The sequence below is a fragment of the Mycobacterium barrassiae genome, assembly GCF_025822765.1.
GTDB lineage: Bacteria > Actinomycetota > Actinomycetes > Mycobacteriales > Mycobacteriaceae > Mycobacterium > Mycobacterium barrassiae.
In genome coordinates this window covers 144,882-164,767 of the sequence record NZ_JACKUK010000036.1, presented here as the reverse complement: position 1 = coordinate 164,767, position 19,886 = coordinate 144,882, and the positions used below count along the sequence as shown (strand labels likewise).

Sequence of the window (19,886 nt, the reverse complement as noted above, 5' to 3'; positions counted from 1 at the left end):
GATGTCCTTGTCTCAGACAGCGGTCGGGTGGTTGCTCCTGGCTTCCGCTGCGTTGATCGTGGTCCTCGGCCTGGCCTCGCGCGTGTTCTTCGGCCGCAGACGTGAGACCAGACCAGTGCGGGTGATGGTGCATGCCTTCCGCAGGACCGGTATCGCGAAGGTGCTGTTCGGTCGCTTCGAGGGCGATGTGCTCGACGACGACGAGCTCGACAGCATGATCCTGATGCCCACCGTCGTGGTGGCCTGCGGCCTGTGCCTGACCGCACTGTTCCTGCTCGGCTACAACACCCTTGCTTGAGCTCGAGCCTGCTCAGCCGCCTCCCGCATCGCCCCCCGCCACACCGGCCCGTGCCCCGGCAGCAGCACGTCGGTGTCCAGCAGGCCCAGCGCGGCCAGACTGCGGACGCACCCCGCCTCGTCGTGGTTGAACAACTTGGGCAGCAGTTGCGGCCCGCTGCGGGGCGCCAACGGGTGGCCGGTCACCAGGGCATCGCCCGCGACCAGCACGCCGTCCACCACGAACGAGCAGTGGCCGCCGGTATGACCGGGCGTGGGAATCGCCGCCGGTGCACCGGGAAGCCGGGCGGCGACCTCCTCGGTCAGTGCCTGCGTGGTCGGGATGCCCTCTCGGGTCAACGCGCCCTTCCGGCTGATCGCCACGGACCACGTGAGGTAACGGGGCTGCCAGATGTGTTTGGCGATGTCGACCGGCGAGGCCTGCTCCAGGTACTCCCGCTTGGAGTGGCCGACCTCCGCGGCATGGCAATACACAGGTGTGCCATGTGTTTTCGCGAACCAGATCGCCGAACCGAAGTGGTCGATGTGCGCGTGCGTCAACAGGATCGCGCGGAGGTCGTCGACACCGAAGCCCAGCTGCCTCAGCGACGCGAGCACGTCATCTCGGCTGCCGGGGAATCCCGCATCGATCAGCATGACCCCGTCCCCGTCGGTGACCAGGGTCCAGTTGACGAGGTCGGTGTACGCGAAGTGGACGCTGTCGGTGATGGCCTCCAGGGCTACTGCCATATCGGTGAGTCTAAGCATCAGGGTAGAAAGGAAAACGTGCCTGAACTCAAACTCGGATATAAGGCGTCGGCCGAGCAATTCGACCCTCGCGAACTCGTCGAACTCGGTGTCGCCGCCGAAGCGCACGGCATGGACAGCGCAACCGTCAGCGACCACTTCCAGCCGTGGCGCCATGAGGGGGGCCACGCGCCGTTCTCGCTCGCCTGGATCACCGCGGTCGGTGAGCGCACTGAGCGCCTGTTCCTCGGCACGTCGGTGTTGACGCCGACGTTCCGCTACAACCCGGCGGTCATCGCCCAGGCCTTCGCCACCATGGGGTGTCTGTATCCCGACCGCATCTTCCTTGGGGTGGGCACCGGTGAGGCGCTCAACGAGATCGCGACCGGATACGAGGGCGACTGGCCGGAGTTCAAGGAGCGTTACGCCCGTCTGCGCGAGTCCATCAGGCTCATGCGCGAACTGTGGCTCGGTGACCGCGTCGACTTCGAGGGCGACTACTACCACACCAAGGGCGCCTCGATCTACGACGTTCCCGAGGGCGGCATCCCCATCTACATCGCCGCAGGCGGCCCGCAGGTCGCGAAGTACGCGGGTCGGGCAGGCGACGGCCTCATCTGTACGTCGGGCAAGGGGGAGGAGCTGTACAAGGACAAGCTCATCCCTGCGGTCATCGAGGGGGCGCAGGCCGCCGACCGCGATCCGGACAGCATCGATCGGATGATCGAGATCAAGATCTCCTACGATCCCGATCCGAAGCTGGCGTTGGAGAACACCCGGTTCTGGGCGCCGCTTTCGCTGACCGCCGAGCAGAAGCACAGCATCAACGACCCCATCGAGATGGAGAAGGCCGCCAATGAGCTGCCGATCGAGCAGGTCGCCAAGCGCTGGATCGTCTCATCGGATCCCGACGAAGCCGTCGAGATGGTCGGGCAGTACGTCAAGTGGGGTCTGAATCACCTGGTGTTCCATGATCCCCGCCACGATCAGCGCCGTTTCCTCGAGCTGTTCCAGAAGGACCTGGAGCCCCGACTTCGGCGCCTCGGCTGAGTAGGTCGCCAAACGCCACCAGCGCAGCATGATTCGGTTGTTCGTGACCGTTCTCGGCTTGCTCGCATTGGCAGTCGGGGCGGCGGGGTTGGTGGCGCGCTACCTGCCGGTGACCAATGATGTCGTGCTCGTCGTTGCTGCGGCGGCGCCGTACCTGACCGTCGCGAGTCTGATCGCGCTCTTCATGTTCGTCATAGCGCGGCGCTGGGTGCTGACGATCGTCGCCGCCCCGCTGTGCGTGGTGATGATCGCCGTCCAGCTGCCGCGCTTCATCGGACCCGAGAAGGTGGGCGTGCCGAGTGTCGCCGTCAGAGTGGTGACGGCCAATCTTGGCTTCGGAAGCGCAGATCCGCGTGCTGTCACCGAAATGGCCAGCACGACGGCCGATGTGCTGGTGATCCAGGAGTTGACACCGGAAGCTGCGACGGGCCTGTCCTCGGCGGGACTGGACGCGACCTTCCCGTACCGCGTGCTCAACCCCGGAGCGTCGAGTTCCGGAATAGGGGTGTGGAGCAGATATCCGATCATCGACTCCGCGCGCATCGACGGTTACCAGATGCCGATGCTGCGAGCGCGGATTCAGATCCCGGGGGTGATGTTCCCGACGTCCGTCGTGGCGGTACACCTTGCCGCACCATGGGTGCAGTCGCTGCACTACTTCCGCGACGACCTCGCCCACTTTCCGGTCACGTTGCGCGAGGTGTCTCGCGAGGCGGGCTCGGGTGCGGTGATCGTGGCAGGCGATTTCAACTCGACCCTCGACATGCAGCCGTTCCGCAAGCTTCTTGCCGAGGGCTACCGCGACGCGGGTGAACAGGCTGGCGCCGGGCTGACCCTCACCTATCCGAGCAAGTCCTGGCGCAGGCCGGTGGTCGGCATCGACCACGTGCTGGTCTACAACTGTTCCGCGTCCACGGCGCAGACCGTCGCGCTGCCCGGCTCCGACCACCGTGGGCTTGCAACGGTCATCGACGTCCCGGTCGACCCGACCGCGAGTTATCCGGTGGTCTGAGTAGCCGGGGGCCGCCCCGAGTCCGGACCGCCTCCGCAAATTCGTCACAATTCATCAACTACACGAGACAATTGCAAGTCCTCACTAACCTTGCAGGCGGGCCGGCTTGGGCGGGGCACTCCAATCTGGATTGAAAGGCAGTCGATGATCGAGGGGCTATTGGTTGGCGCCGGGGCAGTCGTCGATGAGCACTACCGTCCAGCGCTGCGTCGTCTCGAGAAACTCGGCGCAGTACGAGTCACCGGCGTAGTGGACCCAGACGAGTCGCGGGGAAAACGAATAGCTGCCGAATTCAAACAAGCGACGTACTACCCCGAGTGCGGTACCGCCTTTGCGGCCGGTTCGTATGACCTGGCGATGATCACTTCGCCCGCTGGCTTGCACGCCGACCATGCGGTCGCTGCATTCGATCATGGTTGCCACGTGTTGTGCGAAAAGCCAATGACCACAACGATGGTTGATGCCGACAGGATGAATGCAGCTGCGGACCGGGCGGGTCGAGTTCTCGGTGTGGCTTACACCAGGCGGTTTTACGCGAGTTTTGCCGATGTCGCGAAGTTGGTGGCTAGCGGGGAACTCGGCGATCAGCTGCAGTTCACCTATCGCGAGGGTGGCACTTACGGTTGGCCGGTCACGACCGACGCGGCCTTCAGGCGTGAAAAGTCGGGCGGTGGTGCGCTTCTCGACAAAGGTGTGCACGTTCTCGATCAGTTGAGTTGGATCTTCGGTGATCCCGTGGTGGAGCGCGCGTTCGATGACAGTCTGGTCGGAGGGGTCGAGACGAATTCGATTCTGGAGTTGGCATTTCCACGCGCACGCGGGACCATGCACGTCAGTTGGGAGTATCCGCTGAACAACGGATTGCGGATCTGGGGGAGTGCCGGGGAGGTCCTGATCGATCTGGACGAGATCCGAACCTATCGGCGTAGGACACGCGAGGGTTGGATGCTGATGCCCGCCAAAACGGACTGGCCGGCGGACATGGTGCGTAGCGGAGGAAAACGCGTGCGGCCCGTCAACTACAACGTCTGCTTCGAAGTGCAATTGACCGCGATGCTTCGCTGCATTGCGTATGGCGAGCCTTTCCCGGTAACCGGGGCCCAGGCGGCTAACGTGCAAGCGGCGATGGCGAGAGCCTATGAGATCGCTGAACCCATCGAATGTTCCTGGTTGCCGGAAGCTGAACAGGTCGCGGCGCGTACGAAGCACTGGAAAGGATCGCGAGCGGTATGAAGCCCATCGCGGTCATCGGAGCCGGGGGATATGTCGGATCACGCCTCATCGAACAGGCCGAGCTTCTAGGCGAATTGCAGCTGGTACCGATCGTGAGATCGTGGCGCAGCCAGGGACGCTTAGCGCGGTATGGCGTTCGAACGGTGCGCGGGTCCGCGAGCGACACGACATCGCTGGTGCCCTTGCTGAAGGGATGCGGTATGGCCGTGAACCTGACGATGGGCGACGACGAACGCATCGTCGGGGATGTGCAAACCATTCACCACGCCTGCCGTGAAGCAGAGGTTCCCATACTGGTTCACATGAGTTCGGCAGAGGTATTCGGCAGAGCGGAAGCGCCTGACCTCGAGGAGGATTCCGTTCCGGATGGCCAGCATTGGATGCAGTACGGAAGGGAGAAAGCGGCTGCAGAAGCGTGGTTACGCCTGCAGTCGGACGGGCCGGTGAAAGCGGTTATCCTGCGCCCCGGACTGATCTGGGGACCGGGGTCGGGATGGCTGGTAGGTCCTGCGCGCGCCTTGGTCGACGGCACCGCCTACCTGTTCAACGACGGCAACGGAATCTGCAATCTGATCCATGTGGACAACTTGATCCGGCACCTGGTTCAACTCGCGCGCACTGACAAGATCGAGTCGGGAGTCTTCAACGTCTCGGACATCGAAACACACTGTTGGGCCGACTATTACCGAGCAATTGCGCATGAAGTCGGTGTCGACGAGCGGACAATACACCGGCTACCCGATTCCGCGATCCGGAAAAGCTTGATGCGGCGGGTGCTCGACCTTCGCGAAACCGCGCCTGCCATGGCGATCAAGCGCCGCATTCCGGCTGAGACCAGATCGCGGCTCAAACAGCAGCTGAAAGAGCGGCTCGTGCCGCCGATCAGCGAGCCGCAGCGAATCGAGCCATCGCCAACCGTCGAGAAGAACCTGTGGTGGGTTCAGGGGACAAAGCACAAGTTGCCGGCGAATGCGTTCGGGCGCCGTTATCCCGAGATGCAGCTTGAACCGTTTCACGAGTTGATGGCCGCTGCGGGACGATGGCTGCGCTTTGCCGGTTTCGACGCGCCTGTGAATGGAGGTCCGGCGTGAGTGAGAGGTGCAAGCGATGATTCGGACAACGATCGTCGGCCTCGGCAAGATGGGTCTGTCCCACCTGGCCATCCTCCGTATGCACCCGGACCTGAACGTGGTTGGTGTCTGTGATTCCACAGGTTATGTGCGCGATGTCCTCGCCAAGTACACCGGCGTGGACTGCTACGACGACTTCGACCGGATGCTTACCCAGACGAACGCCGAGGCAGTCGTCGTCGCTGTCCCATCCAAGCTGCATGCACCGATGGTCGAAAAGGCTCTTACGCGCGGAATGCACGTCTTCTGCGAGAAGCCGTTCGTCCTCGACGTCAAGGACGGCGAGCGGTTGGTGGCGCTAGCCGAACGCGAGCGGGTTGTCACGCAGGTCGGATACCACAATCGTTTCATTGGTGCGTTCCAGGAGGCGGCACGGATTGTCGCGTCGGGTGGGCTCGGACGTGTGCACCACGTGCGCGTGGAGGCATACGGTCCAGTGGTTCTCCGCGCAAAGGGAAGTACGTGGCGCGGGGTGAAGGCCGAAGGTGGCGGAGCGCTGTACGACTACGCGTGCCATGCGATCGACCTGACCAACTTCGTCGTCGGCGAAGTTCCGAGATCGGTCGACGGCGTTGTCCGCCATAGCATCTTCTCGCGCGACGTCGACGACGAGGTGTATTGCACACTGCGTTATGCTGGCGGCGCGAGCGGCCAGTTGTGCGTCAATTGGAGCGACGAGAGCTTTCGAAAAATGTCGACGAAGATCTCCGTGTGGGGGACGAACGGCCGTGTCGTGGCCGACCGACAGGAATGCCAGATCTATCTTCGTGACGTCCACCCCTCGCTACCCGACATTACGAAGGGGTGGACGATCCGTTACACCACGGACCTCACCGAAGAGGTCTGGTATTACCTTCGCGGAGAGGAATACTCGGCACAGATCGACTACTTCGCCAACAGCATCAAGATGGGCCGATTAGACGGCGAGAACTCCTTTCGGTCCGCGCTCGACTGCGATCGCGTGGTCGAGATGATTACCGGCGTGGGCCTGACTTCGCGCCCTGAGCAGGTGGCGCAACCATCGGTTAACGGGTCTCAGCGCCGATCCTTCCGTAGCTGGATCGGTGCGCGTGTCAAAAGCCTTGCAGCATCGAGGAACTCGTAACCATGGACAGAGTGCTATTTGGGGACAACCAGTTTTTCGGCGTCAATCACATGTCCGAGGAAAAAGCGCGCGCACAGGCCATGAGGTTCCAGAATCTGGAGCCAGTGCTCGCTACTCTCGATGCGGCATACAGCGAGGGCATCCGGACGTTCGTATGCACGACCCACGATCGTGTCGCCGAAATCTGTGATCATTTTCGTGCCAACCAATCCCGGTATCCCGATTACGTCTTCTATCCCGGTATGCCCTACGCGCACAAGTACGCAAACGCGGTGACAGAGTTCGGGATGGTGGATGCGCTGCGCAGGTTCCTTCCCGACGACGGCGCGATCAAGTCGATGTTCAAGGGCGGCGTTGCGGTAGCCAGTAAGGACATCGAACCCATCATGCAGCTGCTGATCGATGCCGAGATGAAGATGTTCGCCGGACTGTCTACGCCGGTGATCTTCATTCAGAACATCGTCACTGACCTGCTGCTCGGACTCGGAATGCATGAGGCATTCCGAGTTTTCGCAGACCACGTGAAGGACAGATACGGAGCTGAGCCCGGGTTCATTTCGATGAATCTGCCTGCACTGCTGGATGCCCTCCACGGCCAGGGGATCGAAAACCCGATCGTGTGTGTGAATTTCAACAAGATCGGCTTCCGGATGTGCGGAGGGGTGGCGCTCTACGAGCGGACGATTCGCGAACGCCAATGCCGGGTGATTGCTATGTCGGTGCTCGCCTCCGGCGCCATTCCGCCGCGCGAGGCGATCGAATACGTTTGCAGTCAACCGCAGATCGACTCGATTGTTTTTGGTGCCTCGAGCAAAGCGAACATCCACCAGACGAAGTCGCTAATCGACGAGTTCTGGCCTCCGGCGGCGTAACTCCTTGAGCCGCTCGGCGAGCCGGACTCCCAGCGCGATCCCGACGAGCGTGGGGTTGGCTTGGCTGGACGTGGGTAGTACCGATGTGCTTGCTACGTACAGTCCACGTACACCGTGGACCTGAAGGTTCGGGTCAACGACGCCGTCTTCTGGCGATTCCGACATCCGCGTGGTTCCGGCCTGGTGGAAACCGGCGTACTTCTCCATGTGAGCACGTACTGAGCCCTCGACGTCGTCGGTCAGCCAATCGACATATCCGACACCATGGCAACGAAGATGGTCGTCGATGGCGGCAATTGCCTTGCGAACACTTCGGAAATCATCGTCGGAGAAGTACAGGTGGGTCCGAATTCGCCGCATTCCAAGGTTGTCGCGCTCGTCGGTCAGCTCGACGCGGCTTTCCCAGTGAGGGAGATGCTCCCCGTGGTATTCGAGGAGGTACTGGTTGCCCGGACTCTTCACGAAGAAGCCCGGTGCTTTACGACCGCGGCGCAGGAATCGGGCGTAGATGAAGCCGATCGCGAAGCGCAGCGACGGAACCGCATCACGGAGGACATTGCGCAAGTGCGCAGCGATCTGAGGGGGGCCCTCTGTCTTGGTGTGTATCCGGCGGATCGCGTCCGCGAGCAGCAGATGTCCGACCGGCGAGATCAACGTGAGATAGACGCCCGACAGAATCCCGCTCTTGTGACCGGGATCGCTGATCGGGGGGTTCACCAACCAGATAGCCGCATTGGGCATTTCGGCTTCAAGAAGGAACTTCGGGTCGAAGGTGAATCGGCGCCGCAGGTACACGCCGTCGCGGTCACGCTCGTATCCGTGGGTGATGTATTCGGCGGTGAAGTGCGCGCGGGCCACCCGGGCGTCCACGTGTGCCATGTACCAGCGGCCTAGGTGGCCACCTGAATTTCCCAACCCAGTGGGGTGTTGGCGGTCTGACGCCATCAGCAAGCGGGTCGCCTCCAGTCCGCCGGTCGCGATTACGTAATCTGCGGCGACCACATGGCCCTCGCGGCCGTCGAGTGTCTTGACAACGAGATGGGCGACGCAGTCGCCGGCCTCCGTCGTCACGACCTCTGTGCACGTAAGGCCCGTCCATACGGTGAGACCGGGGGTGGCTTTCAGGTCTTTCCGGTATTGACTGCCGAAGCGCGTGACAGCCCAGCGCTCGAGATCAGTTGTGCGAATTTCCCCGTCGAGAAGCCCGGCGATCAGATCCCGGTCCGCGAGTTCCGGTATGTCGCGCGCATTGAACACCGCCTGACCGCAGCCCGCCCAGTCACACGCTTTCTGCAGGTACGGCTCGACATCTTCGTACCTGATCGGCCAGGGTGCATGGGCAGTGATCGGGCGCTTCTCGAAATCGATGGGGTCGAACTTGACGCAGCGCCCGCCCCATAGTGCGGTGGTGCCGCCGATTCCCCGACGCACGGTCTCGATGCTGTCGGCATGGAAGTAATCATCCTGCCGTGCATCGAATTTGGCGAGATCCTGCGCCTCGCGACTGACGTGATCGGAGAGCCCGCTCTCGATCAGGTCCACTCTGACACCTGCACCAGCGAGTTCCAACGCCACTGCGATGCCGATCGCACCCGCGCCGACGACCACTACATCCGTCTCGATCGTCATGCCGGCCGTGAAATCCCCTGGGCTGCGGATCATTCAGCACCGTCCGAGCGCAGTTCCTGGACCAGAGCGAGGAATTTGACCATGACGTCGTGGTCGAGTGGTACCGAGACCGCCCTCGCAGCTGCGGCGACTCGACGGGGATTTGTGCTGCTGTAAAGGACCGCGCGGCAATTCGTTGCCGTTGCGGAAGACCCCAAGATCAGCCGGACCAGAGTGCTGGGATCGAGCGGATCGATGTCCAGGATGTCGCGCCAGCGGTTCGCCAGCGATGAATCCGCCCGTAACGTCTGCGACAACCGCGCAAGCGACCGGTTCAGCACACCGAACGAGATATCTGCCGGCCTAAGCGGGGGCGTAAACAGATCGGCGCGGAGTTGCCTGACTCCTTCTGGTTCGAATGCCGCGGCGATATCGGCGTCGTTCTTCCGGTCTTGTGCGACACCCCACGCGCGTATCTTGCCCTCACGTCGTGCACGCTCGAAGAATTCGCGGAGCTCATCGGTCACAACCGTGTCACCGGGACCTGGATCGTGTACCAACAGGATGTCGACATAGTCGAGCCCGAGCATCGTCAGGCTCTTGTCGAGGCTCTCCGCGGCGACCGTGGCGTCGTACCTGCGGGAAGTCCTGTCGGCGTCGTACTGTTGCTTCACGGTGCGTCGAAACGCCGGCGCTTTGCGAAGCAGTGCCCGCACCGGGGATTGAAACCGGGCCAGGTGCTCAGTCAACCGGCCGACGCCGATACCGAACTTTGTTGCTACGGTCACGGTGTCGCGTTCTACGGTACGCAGAAACCGGCCTAATTCGGCCTCGGCCATACCCAACCCGTACATCCGTGCGATATCGAAATGCGTTATGCCACCATCAAGTGCGGCACCGAGTACGGCCATCCGCTCGCGGCGGGAGGGTGACTGCATCAAACTGCCGCAGCCGAAACCCACTGCGCTCAAGGTCAGCTTGGGTCCGGTTAGCTCAACCTGTTCTGGCACCGCAGTCCTCATAGATTCGCCGAAGTTTCACATCGATGATCTCGGGACTCCGGGTGGCCGCTATGTGCGCCTGGCCTTTTGTGCCATCGTGCTCGGCCAGATCGGGGTCACGCAGGTAACGACCTATCGCATCCGCCAACGCTCGTGCGTCACCGACCGGCACCAGCATCTTCGGATCCGACACAATTGCCGGCGTGCCCGAAACCGGGGTTGCGACGACTGGTCTCGCGCCGGCGAGAGCCTCGGCCACGATCAGCGGCATTGCCTCAGCACGAGACGGGAGCACAACTACGCGAGCCGAGCGGATCAATTCGGGGACTTGGGCGGGGGGAACCGGGCCCTCCACCGACAGGTGTTCCATCGGCGGCGGGATGTAGTCATCTATGGGGCCGACGATTCGACACTGCCCGTCGATGCCTTCAGCCAAGAGGAGCCGCCAGGCCGAGACCAGGACGTCCACGCCCTTGCGCATTCCAATCGTCCCGGCGAAGAGAACCACCGGTGAGGTCGTAGCGGCACCGGGCGCAGATCGATCGATCACGATCGGGTTGGGCACGATGGAGGTGGGCACCGACGGAGCTACCTCGCGAACCGTGAGACGCGCGTCCTCCGATAACAGGATCACATGGTCCGCGCGACTCAGCGTAGGTCCCACGAGACGAGCGTGCCTCCGTGCGAACTCAGCGATGTCGAAGCCATGAATGGTGATCACCACTCGTAATCGGCGCGCCCTCGCGAGGTGGATCAACGGTCCTTCCCGAAGCCACGCGCCTCCACTGGAGATATGGAAATGCACGATGGTGCTGCGAGGGGTGCGAGCCAGCGCCCAGCCCGCGCGGACGGTAAGGAGCAGATTGTGTAAGTGGCGGTATCCATTCCATGTCGATAGCACTTGGATGTCGTCCGCGCCGATCTTGTTGTCGCGTATCACGCGAATCACCGACTGCGTCCCGCCGAAGCTATGGATGTCGGGTCCTACGTGCGTGACGGCAATCTTGGCCACACCGCCAAAATAGGGCAGCACCTCGGCTGGAGAAGGCATTTCAACTTGACACGGGTAAAGCGGCCGACACAGGTGCAGCGTTCGCACTGGCGTCGGATGCGTTCTGGTTTCTGCGCGGTAGGCGGGCGAAGCCCATCGCTGCACCCATCGCCATACCTATCGCCAACGCGTCGTGCGGCTGCTCTGGCAGGGGCCAGACGATTGAGACGGCCAGGAGGCTGGTCACGACCGCGGCGCTGATTTTCGCCGGCGCCGACGCGCATCGCAAGGCCAGTACCACCGGCGTGAGTGCGAGGAGGGCGAAGGCTGCCATTCCGACGGCCCCTGCCTTCGCCAACCACCACATGTAGAAGTTCTCTGAATATGCCGGGTAGAAGATCGTGCCGAACTCGTCGTCGTTGTTCGGCCCCTGGTAGGCGTAGCCCAGGCCGTGGCCGAATACCGGAGCTTCCGGGATGATTTCCTTCAGGAGGTTGAATTCTCGTACTCGTGCCTGCGCCGACTCGTCTGCAGCGAGTGCGTTCGATGAAATGCCCTGGAGCACTCGTCCACTGAATGCAGTCAACTGATCGCTCAACCAAATTCCCGTTTTCGTCTGCTGCAGCAGGATGAGAATTCCTGGCACGGCCGCGGCGATGACAGCCAGTCCGATCGCGGATGCCTTGAGGGCCCGGCGCACGGCCGCCCAGCTCATGCTTCCGAGGAAGGCGACGAGTCCGGCGACGGCCATCGCGATCAGCGTGTTGCGGGAGAACGACAGGAGCGAAATGAGCACCGTCGGCAGACCCAGTGCGAGATACAGAATGGGCCTGACACGGCAGACGATGGTGGCAGCCACGAGTGCGCTGAGCACGGCGGTGGCCGCCGTCTGGGTGGTGAGGATGAAGCGGACCGCTTGAGTGGCGCCCGTCGTCCCGGCCAGGCTCTCGGCCCGACCGGCCAACTGTAGGCCGGCCACCGAACTCAACACAGCCATGCCTGCCGAGAACCACAGCACGATAATCATCGCCCGCATTGATGATTTGACGTGGTTCCCATAGACGATCAACATCGCCAACACGAACCCGAGTGCGACTTCGAAAATGGTCGTCGATTCGCGCCAGACCACAACGTCCTTTTGATCGGTCGCGAAACCGGTCACAGTCGCGTAGGCCACCGTGAGTACGAAGATCCCCGGTAACACGAAGTCCGAGAATCGAGGCCGGACAGACGGTATGAGGAAGCAGATCGCGAGCACTGCGGCGACTTGATAAACCCAAAGCGTCATAGGGCCGATGACCTTGCCGACATTCAATCCCTCGGGGAGCGCGGCGAACGCAGCGAACAGCGTGACCCAGATCATCGCTTCGGGCTTCACCAGATAGACGACGAAGCAGAACAACGCGCCGGTCAGTATCAGTCCCTCAGTGGTTTGGCGTACCGACAGCACGCCAAACACAAAGCATCCAAATACAAAGCCCGCGAGAAGAATTCCGTTTACCGCGAAGCGGTGCCTGTCCCAAAGGCCGTAAAAGGTCACGTTCGGCTGCTGGCGGACGCACGATAATTCTGCGTCGCAGCCCTAGTGCGCATCGACGGCCGAGCGCCGGTCAGGACAATGCCGACGACGTTCGCGTTGGCTGCGTGAAGTGCGTCCATCGCTTCTCTGACATCATCGACGGTGGTGCGTCGAGCTCGGATCACCAGCACCGTGGCCTGAGCGGCGGAGGCGAGTAGGCCGGCGTCCGCGGTGGCCAGCACCGGAGGACCGTCGACCACGATTCGGTCGAAGCTCGATGACAAATCTGTCAGCACGGTGTCGATGGTTTCGGCGGGGTAGGCGCTGGCCAGTGAGGTGGGGCTCGGATCGGCACTCGACGCGAGGACGAACAACTTCGAGACATGGGTCGGTTGCGTCGCGTCCGTGGCGAGGGTGGAGTCGGCCAGCACGTCAACCAGGCCGCTCCCGGACTCGACGTTCAGCAGACGGGCAATGGCAGGTCGGCGGCTGTCACCTTCGACGAGCAGTACGTCCTCCCCGATGTCAGCGAGGACGTACGACAGGTTCAGAGCGGTTGTCGTGGTTCCTTCCCCGCCGGCCGGCGCCACGAGCAGGACACTGCGGCTTTCGGAGCCGGCTGCGCTGCGTAGCCGGGCTGCGAGGCCGTGCACGGCGTTGTCGTATTCGCCGTCGGTGCCGAGCCGTGGAGCGCGTCCACGCCTGCCGGGCAGTTCGGCCAGCACTGGATAATCTGGGAATTCGCCCAGCCCATTGCGATTGCGCACGGTGCGGTCAGTGGATTCGCGGATGATTGCGACCGCGATGCCGAGCAGCAGACCGGCGAGGAGCCCGACGGCGAGGTTGCGCATCGGTACCGGCGAAACCGGCGTGTCCGGAACCCGGGGCGCCTCGACAATCGTCGCTTGGCCCCGCGGCAAAGAATTGCCTGGTGGCGGCGACAGTCCCGGAATATCTGGGCGTGGATCTGTAGCGATGGTCGGCTGCGAGTTCATTCCGAGCGTTGGGACTATTGCACCAAACTGTTCGGCGATCGCTCCTACCAACATCGCTGCGCGCTGTGGATCGGTGTCTTTGATGGTGATCGTGAACAGCAACGAATCCACCGTGTAGTCCACGGTCAGCTGGTTCATGACGTCCTCGGCGCTGACCGGTAGCTGTAGCTGACTGATGGCACGTTCCACTACCGCCCGCCCCCCGGCGATCTGCGCGTAAGAGGACAGTCGTTCTTGCGAAGCGAGCGTGCCGTTGTAGAACTCGTTGAGATTGGCAGCGCCGGAGAAGGTGACGAGGACTGTGGCCGACGCTTCGTACTGTCTGGTTTGTACTGCGGTGACGAACGCGGCGCCGATCACGCATGCCAGCACAGCAGTCAGTGCGAGCTTCCAGCGTGCGATCAGGATCCGGATGAAGTTACGGAAGGTCATCTGAACGCCTAGCTCCCCTGCTCACGCGGCTGATCGCACATTATGACACGTCGCAACGCCGCATCGACGCAGCGTGAAGGCCCTCGGGGAGTCCGCGTCAGACGTCGAGGGTCGCAATCGGGTACCACCCGGAGTCGTCGCGCCCGTCGCGGGCCAACCGCATCGGCGGATAGTCCACAGTGTGTGATGCGCGTGGCTTGTGTTGTTGCCACTCCACGGCCGCACGCACCGTGTAATTTCCCCGCGGCAAGCCGTCCAGGTCCACTGCCACGGACTCGGTGAACGTCACCGGAGCCGGCGTGTCGGGCGGTCGATTCGGACCGGTGTTCACCAACGACTTGAGGTTGACCGTCGACGGTATCGTGCGGACCGTCGCCCCCGACTCATCCACCAATCGGTAGCTGGGAACCCATTTCTCGCTCGCGGCGGCCGAACCATAGTTGGTCCAGGTGACACCGATCCGCGCAACGCCGTCGTCTACCGATTGGCTCCCCGGACGTGCGTCGGCCGAGTATCGATAACCAGCGGCGACGTTGGCTCGTGCCCACAGCTGATACAGCGCCGGGTCCATTGGGGTAGTCGACTTCGCGGCTGGAAAGTTGAAGCTCGCCGTCATCGACACATGGAATTTGATGACGTCGCGCAGGGCTTTTTCGTAATAAGCCCTCGGATCGGTGCCATCGGGTAATTGGCACCACTCGGTGATGACCAGTGCGGAGGTGAGCCGGTCTTTCACCTTGGCGACCACCGGATCCTTCGTCTTCACGTAATACGAGCCGTCCGAGGTGGCCCACGTGGGTAACATGTCCTGAACGCCGAGGCAATCAGCGCGGATACCCACAGGGGCGGCGAGCTTCTTCGTGACGTCGTCGGAGAACAGTTGACGGACGATCTCCGGGTTCAACACCGTCGTCACCATAGGTGTCCGCGGGAAGGCGTTCACGTTCGCCGCGACCAGGCGCCGAATCGACGCGATCGTGATGTTCTGATCACGAAACTGGCTGTAGTAACCCAACTTCGCGATACTTTCGTCTGGCGAGGGCCCCGGTGCGGCGAGCGAGTCTCGCAGAAAGGAAATGTGGTTCTCGCTCCAGTCCCCGTATCCGGAGAACTCGAAAACGCTGAGACGCTCGTCGCCGTCATAACGACGACCAAGCGCGGCGAGCAATTGTTCGAACGCGTTGAGGTACTTGGGATCGTCCCAATTGGGGACCACCTGCGCCACCCCGGGATTGGACGGATCTTGTTGCGAACCGGGAAATGTGGTGGCAGCAGATCGCATCCAGTCGGGAATCGCGATGTTCGTATCCTCGGGAAAGACTGTGTCACAACACGAGCTGTACGACATCACGCGAAGAGTCAAACGCATATTTCGATCGGCCAGCTTCGCGAGCGCATCGTCGATGACGCTGAAGTCGAACTTTCGATCATCGGGGGCGTCGGGCGGCAGGGTGCTCGGGTCGATGGGCTGCAACTGTCGCCATTCAACTCGCAGACTGGTGTCGTATGACGCAGGCCACGCTGGGAACATGTGTTGGGCGGGATTGCTTTGCGGAAATAGGGGTGTCAAGAGACCTTCGTACTGCCCGCGCAGCGGGTTGGGTATGTCGGGAGCTGACAGCGGGATAGGCTGGCTCCGTTCCGCCGTCACTGTCGCGGGGCCACCTAGGCCACCGCACCCGCTCAGCGTCAGAACCCCACACGCACCCAGGACGGCCAGGCGTTTCAGCAAAGTTCGGACCACCCGGCGATGCTAGCCTAGCCGCCTGCGAGCGCTCCGCGCCTTTGAACCGGCGGGTGCGCGTTCGGCCCGGCGCTGATGCGACACGGGACCGCGATCTCGCGAACGCCACTGTCCTGCAAGAGGATAATCAATACTGTATGCCGGGCGCTCGATCCGATGCACCGGAGAGGGGTGGGCAGTGCGAACTGGTCGTCGTCGCTTGCTCTTGATCGCCTCCTCCGGGGGGCATATCTACGAGATGTACTGCCTGCGCGAATTCTGGCAGGACAAGGATCGGTTCTGGGTGAGTTTCGGGACGTCGGACGCTCGGTACCTGCTGCGGGACGAAGAAGAGGTGCACTGGGCGGCGCACCCCACCGTTCGCAACGTTCCGAATCTGCTGCGCAATCTGGTCTTGGCGCTGCGGCTCCTGACCCGCGAGCGGCCGGCCATGATTCTGACGACCGGTTCAGGAGTGGCAGCCCCCTTCCTATGGCTGGCGTGGCTACTGCGGATTCCAGCCGTGTTCGTCGAGTCCATCACGCGGATCACTGAAATCTCGCTGACCGCCAGAATGGTCAAGCCTTTCGCTGCCCGTTTCCTGGTGCAGTGGCCTGAGTTGGCGGACAAGACTCCCGGTGCGCAATACCACGGGAGAATCGTGTGATTTTCGTGATCACGGGAATGGAGGTGCATCCGTTCGACCGGCTCGCTCGTGCTGTCGACGAACTGGGTCGCACAGGTGCGGTGGGGGAGGACTTCTTTATGCAGCTCGGCACGTGCAATTACGAGCCGCGTCACGTCCGGTATGAGCGCTTCCTGTCCTTCGGAGATGTTCGTGACCAGATCGGCCGCGCTTCCGTGGTCGTCACCCACGCTGGTGCCGGGTCGGCGCTGCTGTGCGTCGAGCAGGGCAAGCGCCCGGTGGTGGTGCCCCGACGCCCCGTGTACGGGGAACAGGTCGACGAGCACCAGCTGCCGTTCGCCGAAAAGCTGGAAACTGCGGGGTTGGCGACAGTGGTCCACGAAATGGACGACCTCGCCGCAGCCATCGAGGCGGCGCGATCGATGCCGGCCCCCTCTGGTTCGTTGGGCCGAGCAAGCGAGCTGACCGGCTGGCTCCAGACATACTGGACCGGTCTTGCCGAGAGCGGAAGGCGCCGCCGGCGATGGGGTGGCCGGCGGGTCAACGCCGACGGGCCACCACCTGCGCAATGACCTCGAGGAACCGCCGTGCTCCGTGCTCGGCGGCGTACAGCTGAGAATAGTGTCGCGCCGCTGCATCTCCACTCTGTGCGGCGATGACGGGATCGGCAAGCAGATCGAACGTCGCTGCCAGTCCGGCGACATCGTCGACACCGACGGGAGGGCAGCCCGGCGGCTGATATTCCGGCAACGCACCCGCGGTAGACACGATCGGCATCACACCCAATTGCATCGAGAGCACCTGGACACCGCTCTGTGATGCGCGCCGATAGTGGGCGACCGAGCCCTTCGCGGCTGCCAGCGTGGAGACCACCTCGGTATATCGGTAGTTGCCCTGGCGCCAGCGCGTGTAGTCGGGTAGCGCACCGGCCTCGATTTGCCCGTCGCCCATGAGTACCAGATTGTCGCCTCGCCAGCGGCCGCCGCCAACGTGTTGGTCCCAGGCCTTAAGCACGACGTCCAGGTTCTTGTACGGGTTGAGCCGACCGAACATCACGAAGTCGGCGCGTCCAGACGCGTCCACCCATGGGGGGACCCGCTCGGGGTCGAGATCGCTCGGCAGGGGCGCTACCCATATCTGGGTGCCCGCGACGTCGCGTCGTCCTGCCACGGCCTGCGCCACATATCGGCTGTAGGTGACGGTCGCTGCCGAGCGGGCGCCGAAGCGGTCGAAGACAGCGCGTTCGTAGGCAGGAACTTCTTCATCGGGGTCATGTGCACGGTCGTCGTGGATCACCTGGATTCGTGGAGTTCGTCCGGCGAACATCATCCAGCGTGGATCCCGTACCAGTTCGGTGATCACGACATCGGGTCTGTACTCGCGGACGCGGCGCAGGGCTTTGAGGGTGGGTATCCAGGTCGCGGCTTTCTTGAACCGCGGCTCGAGCACCAACTCGTAATCGCGGGCGGCGTCGGACTCCGGGTGCTGATCGGAGGTGACCAACAGGACATCGGCGCCCTGCCGCAGCAGCGCTTCGGTCTGAACTCGGGCCAGACTACGCATCCACGGCGAAAGCCACAGCACCCGAGGAGAATTCATAGAACGGCCTCGATTGCTTCGATGTAGGCGTCGGTCATCGCCTCCACCGTGTAGTGCTGGCGCATGCGCTCGTAGCCACGTTGCCCGACCGAAGGTAATGCCCCGGGGTCTGCCAGGATCTGGGCGAGCTGATCTCGCCATCCTGCCACCGAGATCGGCTCGACGAGGTACCCGGCTCTTCCGAAGTCCAGCATCTCAGGGACGGCGCATACCGCCGAGGCGGCGACCGGGACCGCGCGGGCCATCGCCTCGAGGATCACTAGCGGGAAAGCCTCGGAGCGGCTCGGGACACACAGCAGGTCGGCGTCAGCGAGTGCCGGCTCCGGACCCGCTGACCACCCGCGCCATTGCACCCGATCACGCAGGTGGTCAGGGGTCTTGGCCTCCAACATCGCACGATCAGGACCATCGCCGAAAATTGATAGTTGCCAGGGCATATCGGCGAGTTGGCTGAGCGCCTCAATCAGCACATGTGGATTCTTGTGTTCGACGATTCGCGAGAGCATCACGAGGTGTGGGAGCGAGTCGTCGGGACGTATCCGTGGGGTCGGATTCCCGGTCAAGCTCACTCCGTTCGGCGCGATGAAGTACGGGCCGCGGAGCCGATGTGTCGAGACCAGCATGTCCCAATGCCGTTGTGCCAGAACAATGAAGCCGTCCGCGCGGTTCATTGCCGCGGTCAGTGGGTGGGAGTAGATCGGCTCGTCGTCCGCTGGCGGAACATGGGCCGCGACGAGCCATCGCCGGTTCGCGGCGCCCGCGCGCCACAACGTGCCGAACCCCGTCTCGGTGTTGGTGTCGCCGGTGACGAGGACGGCTGGGCGGGTGGATCTCTCACGTATCGGAGCCCACCATGGGCGGCGCACGACACGTACGGTTTCCGGGATTTCAGCGATGACCGGACCGTATCGCTGAACACAGACAATCGTGACCGGATATCCGCGGCGATCCAACTCCGTTGCCAGCAGGCCCTTTTGCCGTTCGGCCCCGCCGTATACGAGACGGTTGGTGACGATCACCACCTCCGGCAAGTCCGTGCGGCTGCGCCCGGCTCCAGGTGTCGGGACACTCCGCTTCGGCCGCCGTAGCCGATCCAGGAGCGTGGCGCCGGCCAGATACACATCTGCTTTACGGACACCTTCGTGATGCTCGAGCAGCAGCGCGGTATTGGTGCGTGTCACGTCGCGGTCACGTCGACTACCAGCCTGACCGGGGTCGGGAGTCACCCGCTCGACGCCCAGTTCATCGGCCAGCAGTATTCGCCATCCGGCAGCGCGGGCGCGAGCCTGCCAATCGGCGGACTCGCCGTACAGAAAGAACTCTTCGTCAAAGCCGCCGACAGAGTTCCATGCCGTTCGGCTGATCGCCAGGCACGGGCTGTCCAAATAGCCGCCGATGTTCTCCGCTTCGGAAGGTTGGCGCGGGTACAACAGCGAGACAGGGGTTCGGCGAAGCGAATCAGATAACCCCGCCGTCGAGACGAGCGACCGAAGAAGCGTTTGACGCCGGATGGCGCTGTCCCAGCGGGCCCGTCCGGGTGCAGTGTTGTCGCGCATCAGCGGCGAAACCGCCGCTACCGATGGCTCGCCGAGCAACTCCTTGGTGCGGGTCAACGGCCCGAGCACACGGGCATTGGCACGCAGGAACAGCAGGTCGGCGTCGCTCGGCACGTTCTCGGCCAGTGCGTTGAAGGCCGCGGCGAAGCGCGGACGCGACGGACCGCATATCCAGTGCACCGCGGGGTAGCGGGCGCCGAGCTCATCCCGGGCGAGGTGACCGGCGCTGTCGTCGTACACATAGACCTGTAGCTCAGGCAGGTGTTCGGCGACACTTGCCAAACACATTCCCAGCGCGGAGTGGGCCTGGTCGTTCACGATCAACACCGCCATCGTGCGGATCGGCGGCATGGATTCGGTGCCGCCGACGGCGGGTTTCAGATAGGCGCGG

General features: G+C 63.1%; 17 protein-coding genes and 1 pseudogene. 9 read left to right on the top strand and 9 right to left on the bottom strand.

The window, feature by feature from the left end:
* The first annotated feature begins 1 nt into the window (after position 1).
* A complete protein-coding gene (locus H7J93_RS24805) occupies positions 2-298 on the top strand; it encodes a hypothetical protein (RefSeq protein WP_267308939.1) in 297 nt (98 codons plus the stop codon).
* Here the strand turns inward: H7J93_RS24805 and H7J93_RS24800 are convergent.
* Positions 280-1,026, bottom strand: a complete 747-nt coding sequence (locus H7J93_RS24800) for an MBL fold metallo-hydrolase (RefSeq protein ID WP_267308938.1) — start codon at positions 1,024-1,026, stop codon at positions 280-282. The two genes, H7J93_RS24805 and H7J93_RS24800, sit on opposite strands and share 19 nt — an antisense overlap.
* A gap of 36 nt (positions 1,027-1,062) precedes the next feature.
* Between H7J93_RS24800 and fgd the strand changes: the two genes are divergently transcribed.
* The 6 genes from fgd (at position 1,063) to H7J93_RS24770 (ending at position 7,425) form a co-directional block, all read left to right on the top strand.
* Positions 1,063-2,073 (top strand): glucose-6-phosphate dehydrogenase (coenzyme-F420), encoded by a 1,011-nt coding sequence (fgd, locus tag H7J93_RS24795; protein WP_267308937.1) that lies wholly within the window; start codon positions 1,063-1,065, stop codon positions 2,071-2,073.
* 28 nt (positions 2,074-2,101) lie between these two features.
* Positions 2,102-3,085, top strand: coding sequence for an endonuclease/exonuclease/phosphatase family protein (locus H7J93_RS24790; protein WP_267308936.1), 984 nt, complete (start codon positions 2,102-2,104; stop codon positions 3,083-3,085).
* 144 nt (positions 3,086-3,229) lie between these two features.
* Positions 3,230-4,318 (top strand): Gfo/Idh/MocA family protein, encoded by a 1,089-nt coding sequence (locus tag H7J93_RS24785; RefSeq protein WP_267308935.1) that lies wholly within the window; start codon positions 3,230-3,232, stop codon positions 4,316-4,318.
* On the top strand, positions 4,315-5,409 hold the full coding sequence (locus H7J93_RS24780; RefSeq protein WP_267308934.1) for an NAD-dependent epimerase/dehydratase family protein: 1,095 nt from the start codon (positions 4,315-4,317) through the stop codon (positions 5,407-5,409). Before H7J93_RS24785 ends, H7J93_RS24780 begins: the two co-directional genes overlap by 4 nt.
* 16 nt (positions 5,410-5,425) lie before the next feature.
* Complete coding sequence (locus tag H7J93_RS24775; RefSeq protein WP_267308933.1) at positions 5,426-6,553, top strand: Gfo/Idh/MocA family protein; 1,128 nt, start codon at positions 5,426-5,428, stop codon at positions 6,551-6,553.
* 2 nt (positions 6,554-6,555) lie between these two features.
* The gene (locus H7J93_RS24770) at positions 6,556-7,425 is read left to right on the top strand and encodes a hypothetical protein (RefSeq protein ID WP_267308932.1); all 870 of its coding nucleotides are present in this window, start codon (positions 6,556-6,558) and stop codon (positions 7,423-7,425) included.
* Here the strand turns inward: H7J93_RS24770 and H7J93_RS24765 are convergent.
* The 6 genes from H7J93_RS24765 to H7J93_RS24740 form a co-directional block, all read right to left on the bottom strand.
* A complete protein-coding gene (locus tag H7J93_RS24765) occupies positions 7,393-9,087 on the bottom strand; it encodes an FAD-dependent oxidoreductase (protein WP_308204957.1) in 1,695 nt (564 codons plus the stop codon). The genes H7J93_RS24770 and H7J93_RS24765 overlap by 33 nt on opposite strands.
* On the bottom strand, positions 9,084-10,010 hold the full coding sequence (locus H7J93_RS24760; RefSeq protein ID WP_267308958.1) for an aldo/keto reductase: 927 nt from the start codon (positions 10,008-10,010) through the stop codon (positions 9,084-9,086). The genes H7J93_RS24765 and H7J93_RS24760 overlap by 4 nt, the downstream gene beginning before the upstream one ends.
* A gap of 16 nt (positions 10,011-10,026) precedes the next feature.
* The gene (locus H7J93_RS24755; RefSeq protein WP_267308930.1) at positions 10,027-11,085 is read right to left on the bottom strand and encodes a glycosyltransferase family 4 protein; all 1,059 of its coding nucleotides are present in this window, start codon (positions 11,083-11,085) and stop codon (positions 10,027-10,029) included.
* A 1-nt stretch (position 11,086) separates the two neighbouring features.
* Entirely contained in the window at positions 11,087-12,565 is a 1,479-nt protein-coding gene (locus tag H7J93_RS29310) for an O-antigen ligase family protein (RefSeq protein ID WP_267308929.1), read from the bottom strand.
* Complete coding sequence (locus H7J93_RS24745; RefSeq protein ID WP_267308928.1) at positions 12,562-13,971, bottom strand: tyrosine-protein kinase domain-containing protein; 1,410 nt, start codon at positions 13,969-13,971, stop codon at positions 12,562-12,564. The genes H7J93_RS29310 and H7J93_RS24745 overlap by 4 nt, the downstream gene beginning before the upstream one ends.
* Before the next feature lie 97 nt (positions 13,972-14,068).
* On the bottom strand, positions 14,069-15,715 hold the full coding sequence (locus H7J93_RS24740; protein ID WP_372508024.1) for a hypothetical protein: 1,647 nt from the start codon (positions 15,713-15,715) through the stop codon (positions 14,069-14,071).
* Between the two features lie 238 nt (positions 15,716-15,953).
* On the opposite strand from H7J93_RS24740, the gene H7J93_RS24735 reads away from it, so the two are divergent.
* Positions 15,954-16,361: a glycosyltransferase family protein gene (locus H7J93_RS24735; RefSeq protein WP_267308956.1), complete on the top strand. Its 408-nt coding sequence runs from the start codon at positions 15,954-15,956 to the stop codon at positions 16,359-16,361.
* Positions 16,358-16,840: pseudogene (locus H7J93_RS24730) on the top strand (glycosyltransferase); the annotation flags it as partial. The gene H7J93_RS24735 and the pseudogene H7J93_RS24730, both read left to right, overlap by 4 nt.
* A gap of 40 nt (positions 16,841-16,880) precedes the next feature.
* On the opposite strand, the gene H7J93_RS24725 reads toward H7J93_RS24730, so the two are convergent.
* Both H7J93_RS24725 and H7J93_RS24720 read right to left on the bottom strand, forming a co-directional pair.
* Entirely contained in the window at positions 16,881-17,939 is a 1,059-nt protein-coding gene (locus H7J93_RS24725) for a glycosyltransferase (RefSeq protein WP_267308927.1), read from the bottom strand.
* Complete coding sequence (locus tag H7J93_RS24720) at positions 17,936-19,846, bottom strand: glycosyltransferase (protein WP_372508026.1); 1,911 nt, start codon at positions 19,844-19,846, stop codon at positions 17,936-17,938. The genes H7J93_RS24725 and H7J93_RS24720 overlap by 4 nt, the downstream gene beginning before the upstream one ends.
* Between the last annotated feature and the right edge of the window lie 40 nt (positions 19,847-19,886).

Coding starts and splice junctions, on each gene's coding strand:
- H7J93_RS24805 (WP_267308939.1), top strand. CDS start 2: ATGTCCTTGTCTCAGACAGCGGTCGGGTGGTTGCTCCTGGCTTCCGCT.
- H7J93_RS24800 (WP_267308938.1), bottom strand. CDS start 1,026: ATGGCAGTAGCCCTGGAGGCCATCACCGACAGCGTCCACTTCGCGTAC.
- H7J93_RS24790 (WP_267308936.1), top strand. CDS start 2,102: ATGATTCGGTTGTTCGTGACCGTTCTCGGCTTGCTCGCATTGGCAGTC.
- H7J93_RS24785 (WP_267308935.1), top strand. CDS start 3,230: ATGATCGAGGGGCTATTGGTTGGCGCCGGGGCAGTCGTCGATGAGCAC.
- H7J93_RS24780 (WP_267308934.1), top strand. CDS start 4,315: ATGAAGCCCATCGCGGTCATCGGAGCCGGGGGATATGTCGGATCACGC.
- H7J93_RS24775 (WP_267308933.1), top strand. CDS start 5,426: ATGATTCGGACAACGATCGTCGGCCTCGGCAAGATGGGTCTGTCCCAC.
- H7J93_RS24770 (WP_267308932.1), top strand. CDS start 6,556: ATGGACAGAGTGCTATTTGGGGACAACCAGTTTTTCGGCGTCAATCAC.
- H7J93_RS24765 (WP_308204957.1), bottom strand. CDS start 9,087: ATGATCCGCAGCCCAGGGGATTTCACGGCCGGCATGACGATCGAGACG.
- H7J93_RS24755 (WP_267308930.1), bottom strand. CDS start 11,085: ATGCCTTCTCCAGCCGAGGTGCTGCCCTATTTTGGCGGTGTGGCCAAG.
- H7J93_RS24745 (WP_267308928.1), bottom strand. CDS start 13,971: ATGACCTTCCGTAACTTCATCCGGATCCTGATCGCACGCTGGAAGCTC.
- H7J93_RS24735 (WP_267308956.1), top strand. CDS start 15,954: ATGTACTGCCTGCGCGAATTCTGGCAGGACAAGGATCGGTTCTGGGTG.
- H7J93_RS24725 (WP_267308927.1), bottom strand. CDS start 17,939: ATGAATTCTCCTCGGGTGCTGTGGCTTTCGCCGTGGATGCGTAGTCTG.
- H7J93_RS24720 (WP_372508026.1), bottom strand. CDS start 19,846: ATGCCGCCGATCCGCACGATGGCGGTGTTGATCGTGAACGACCAGGCC.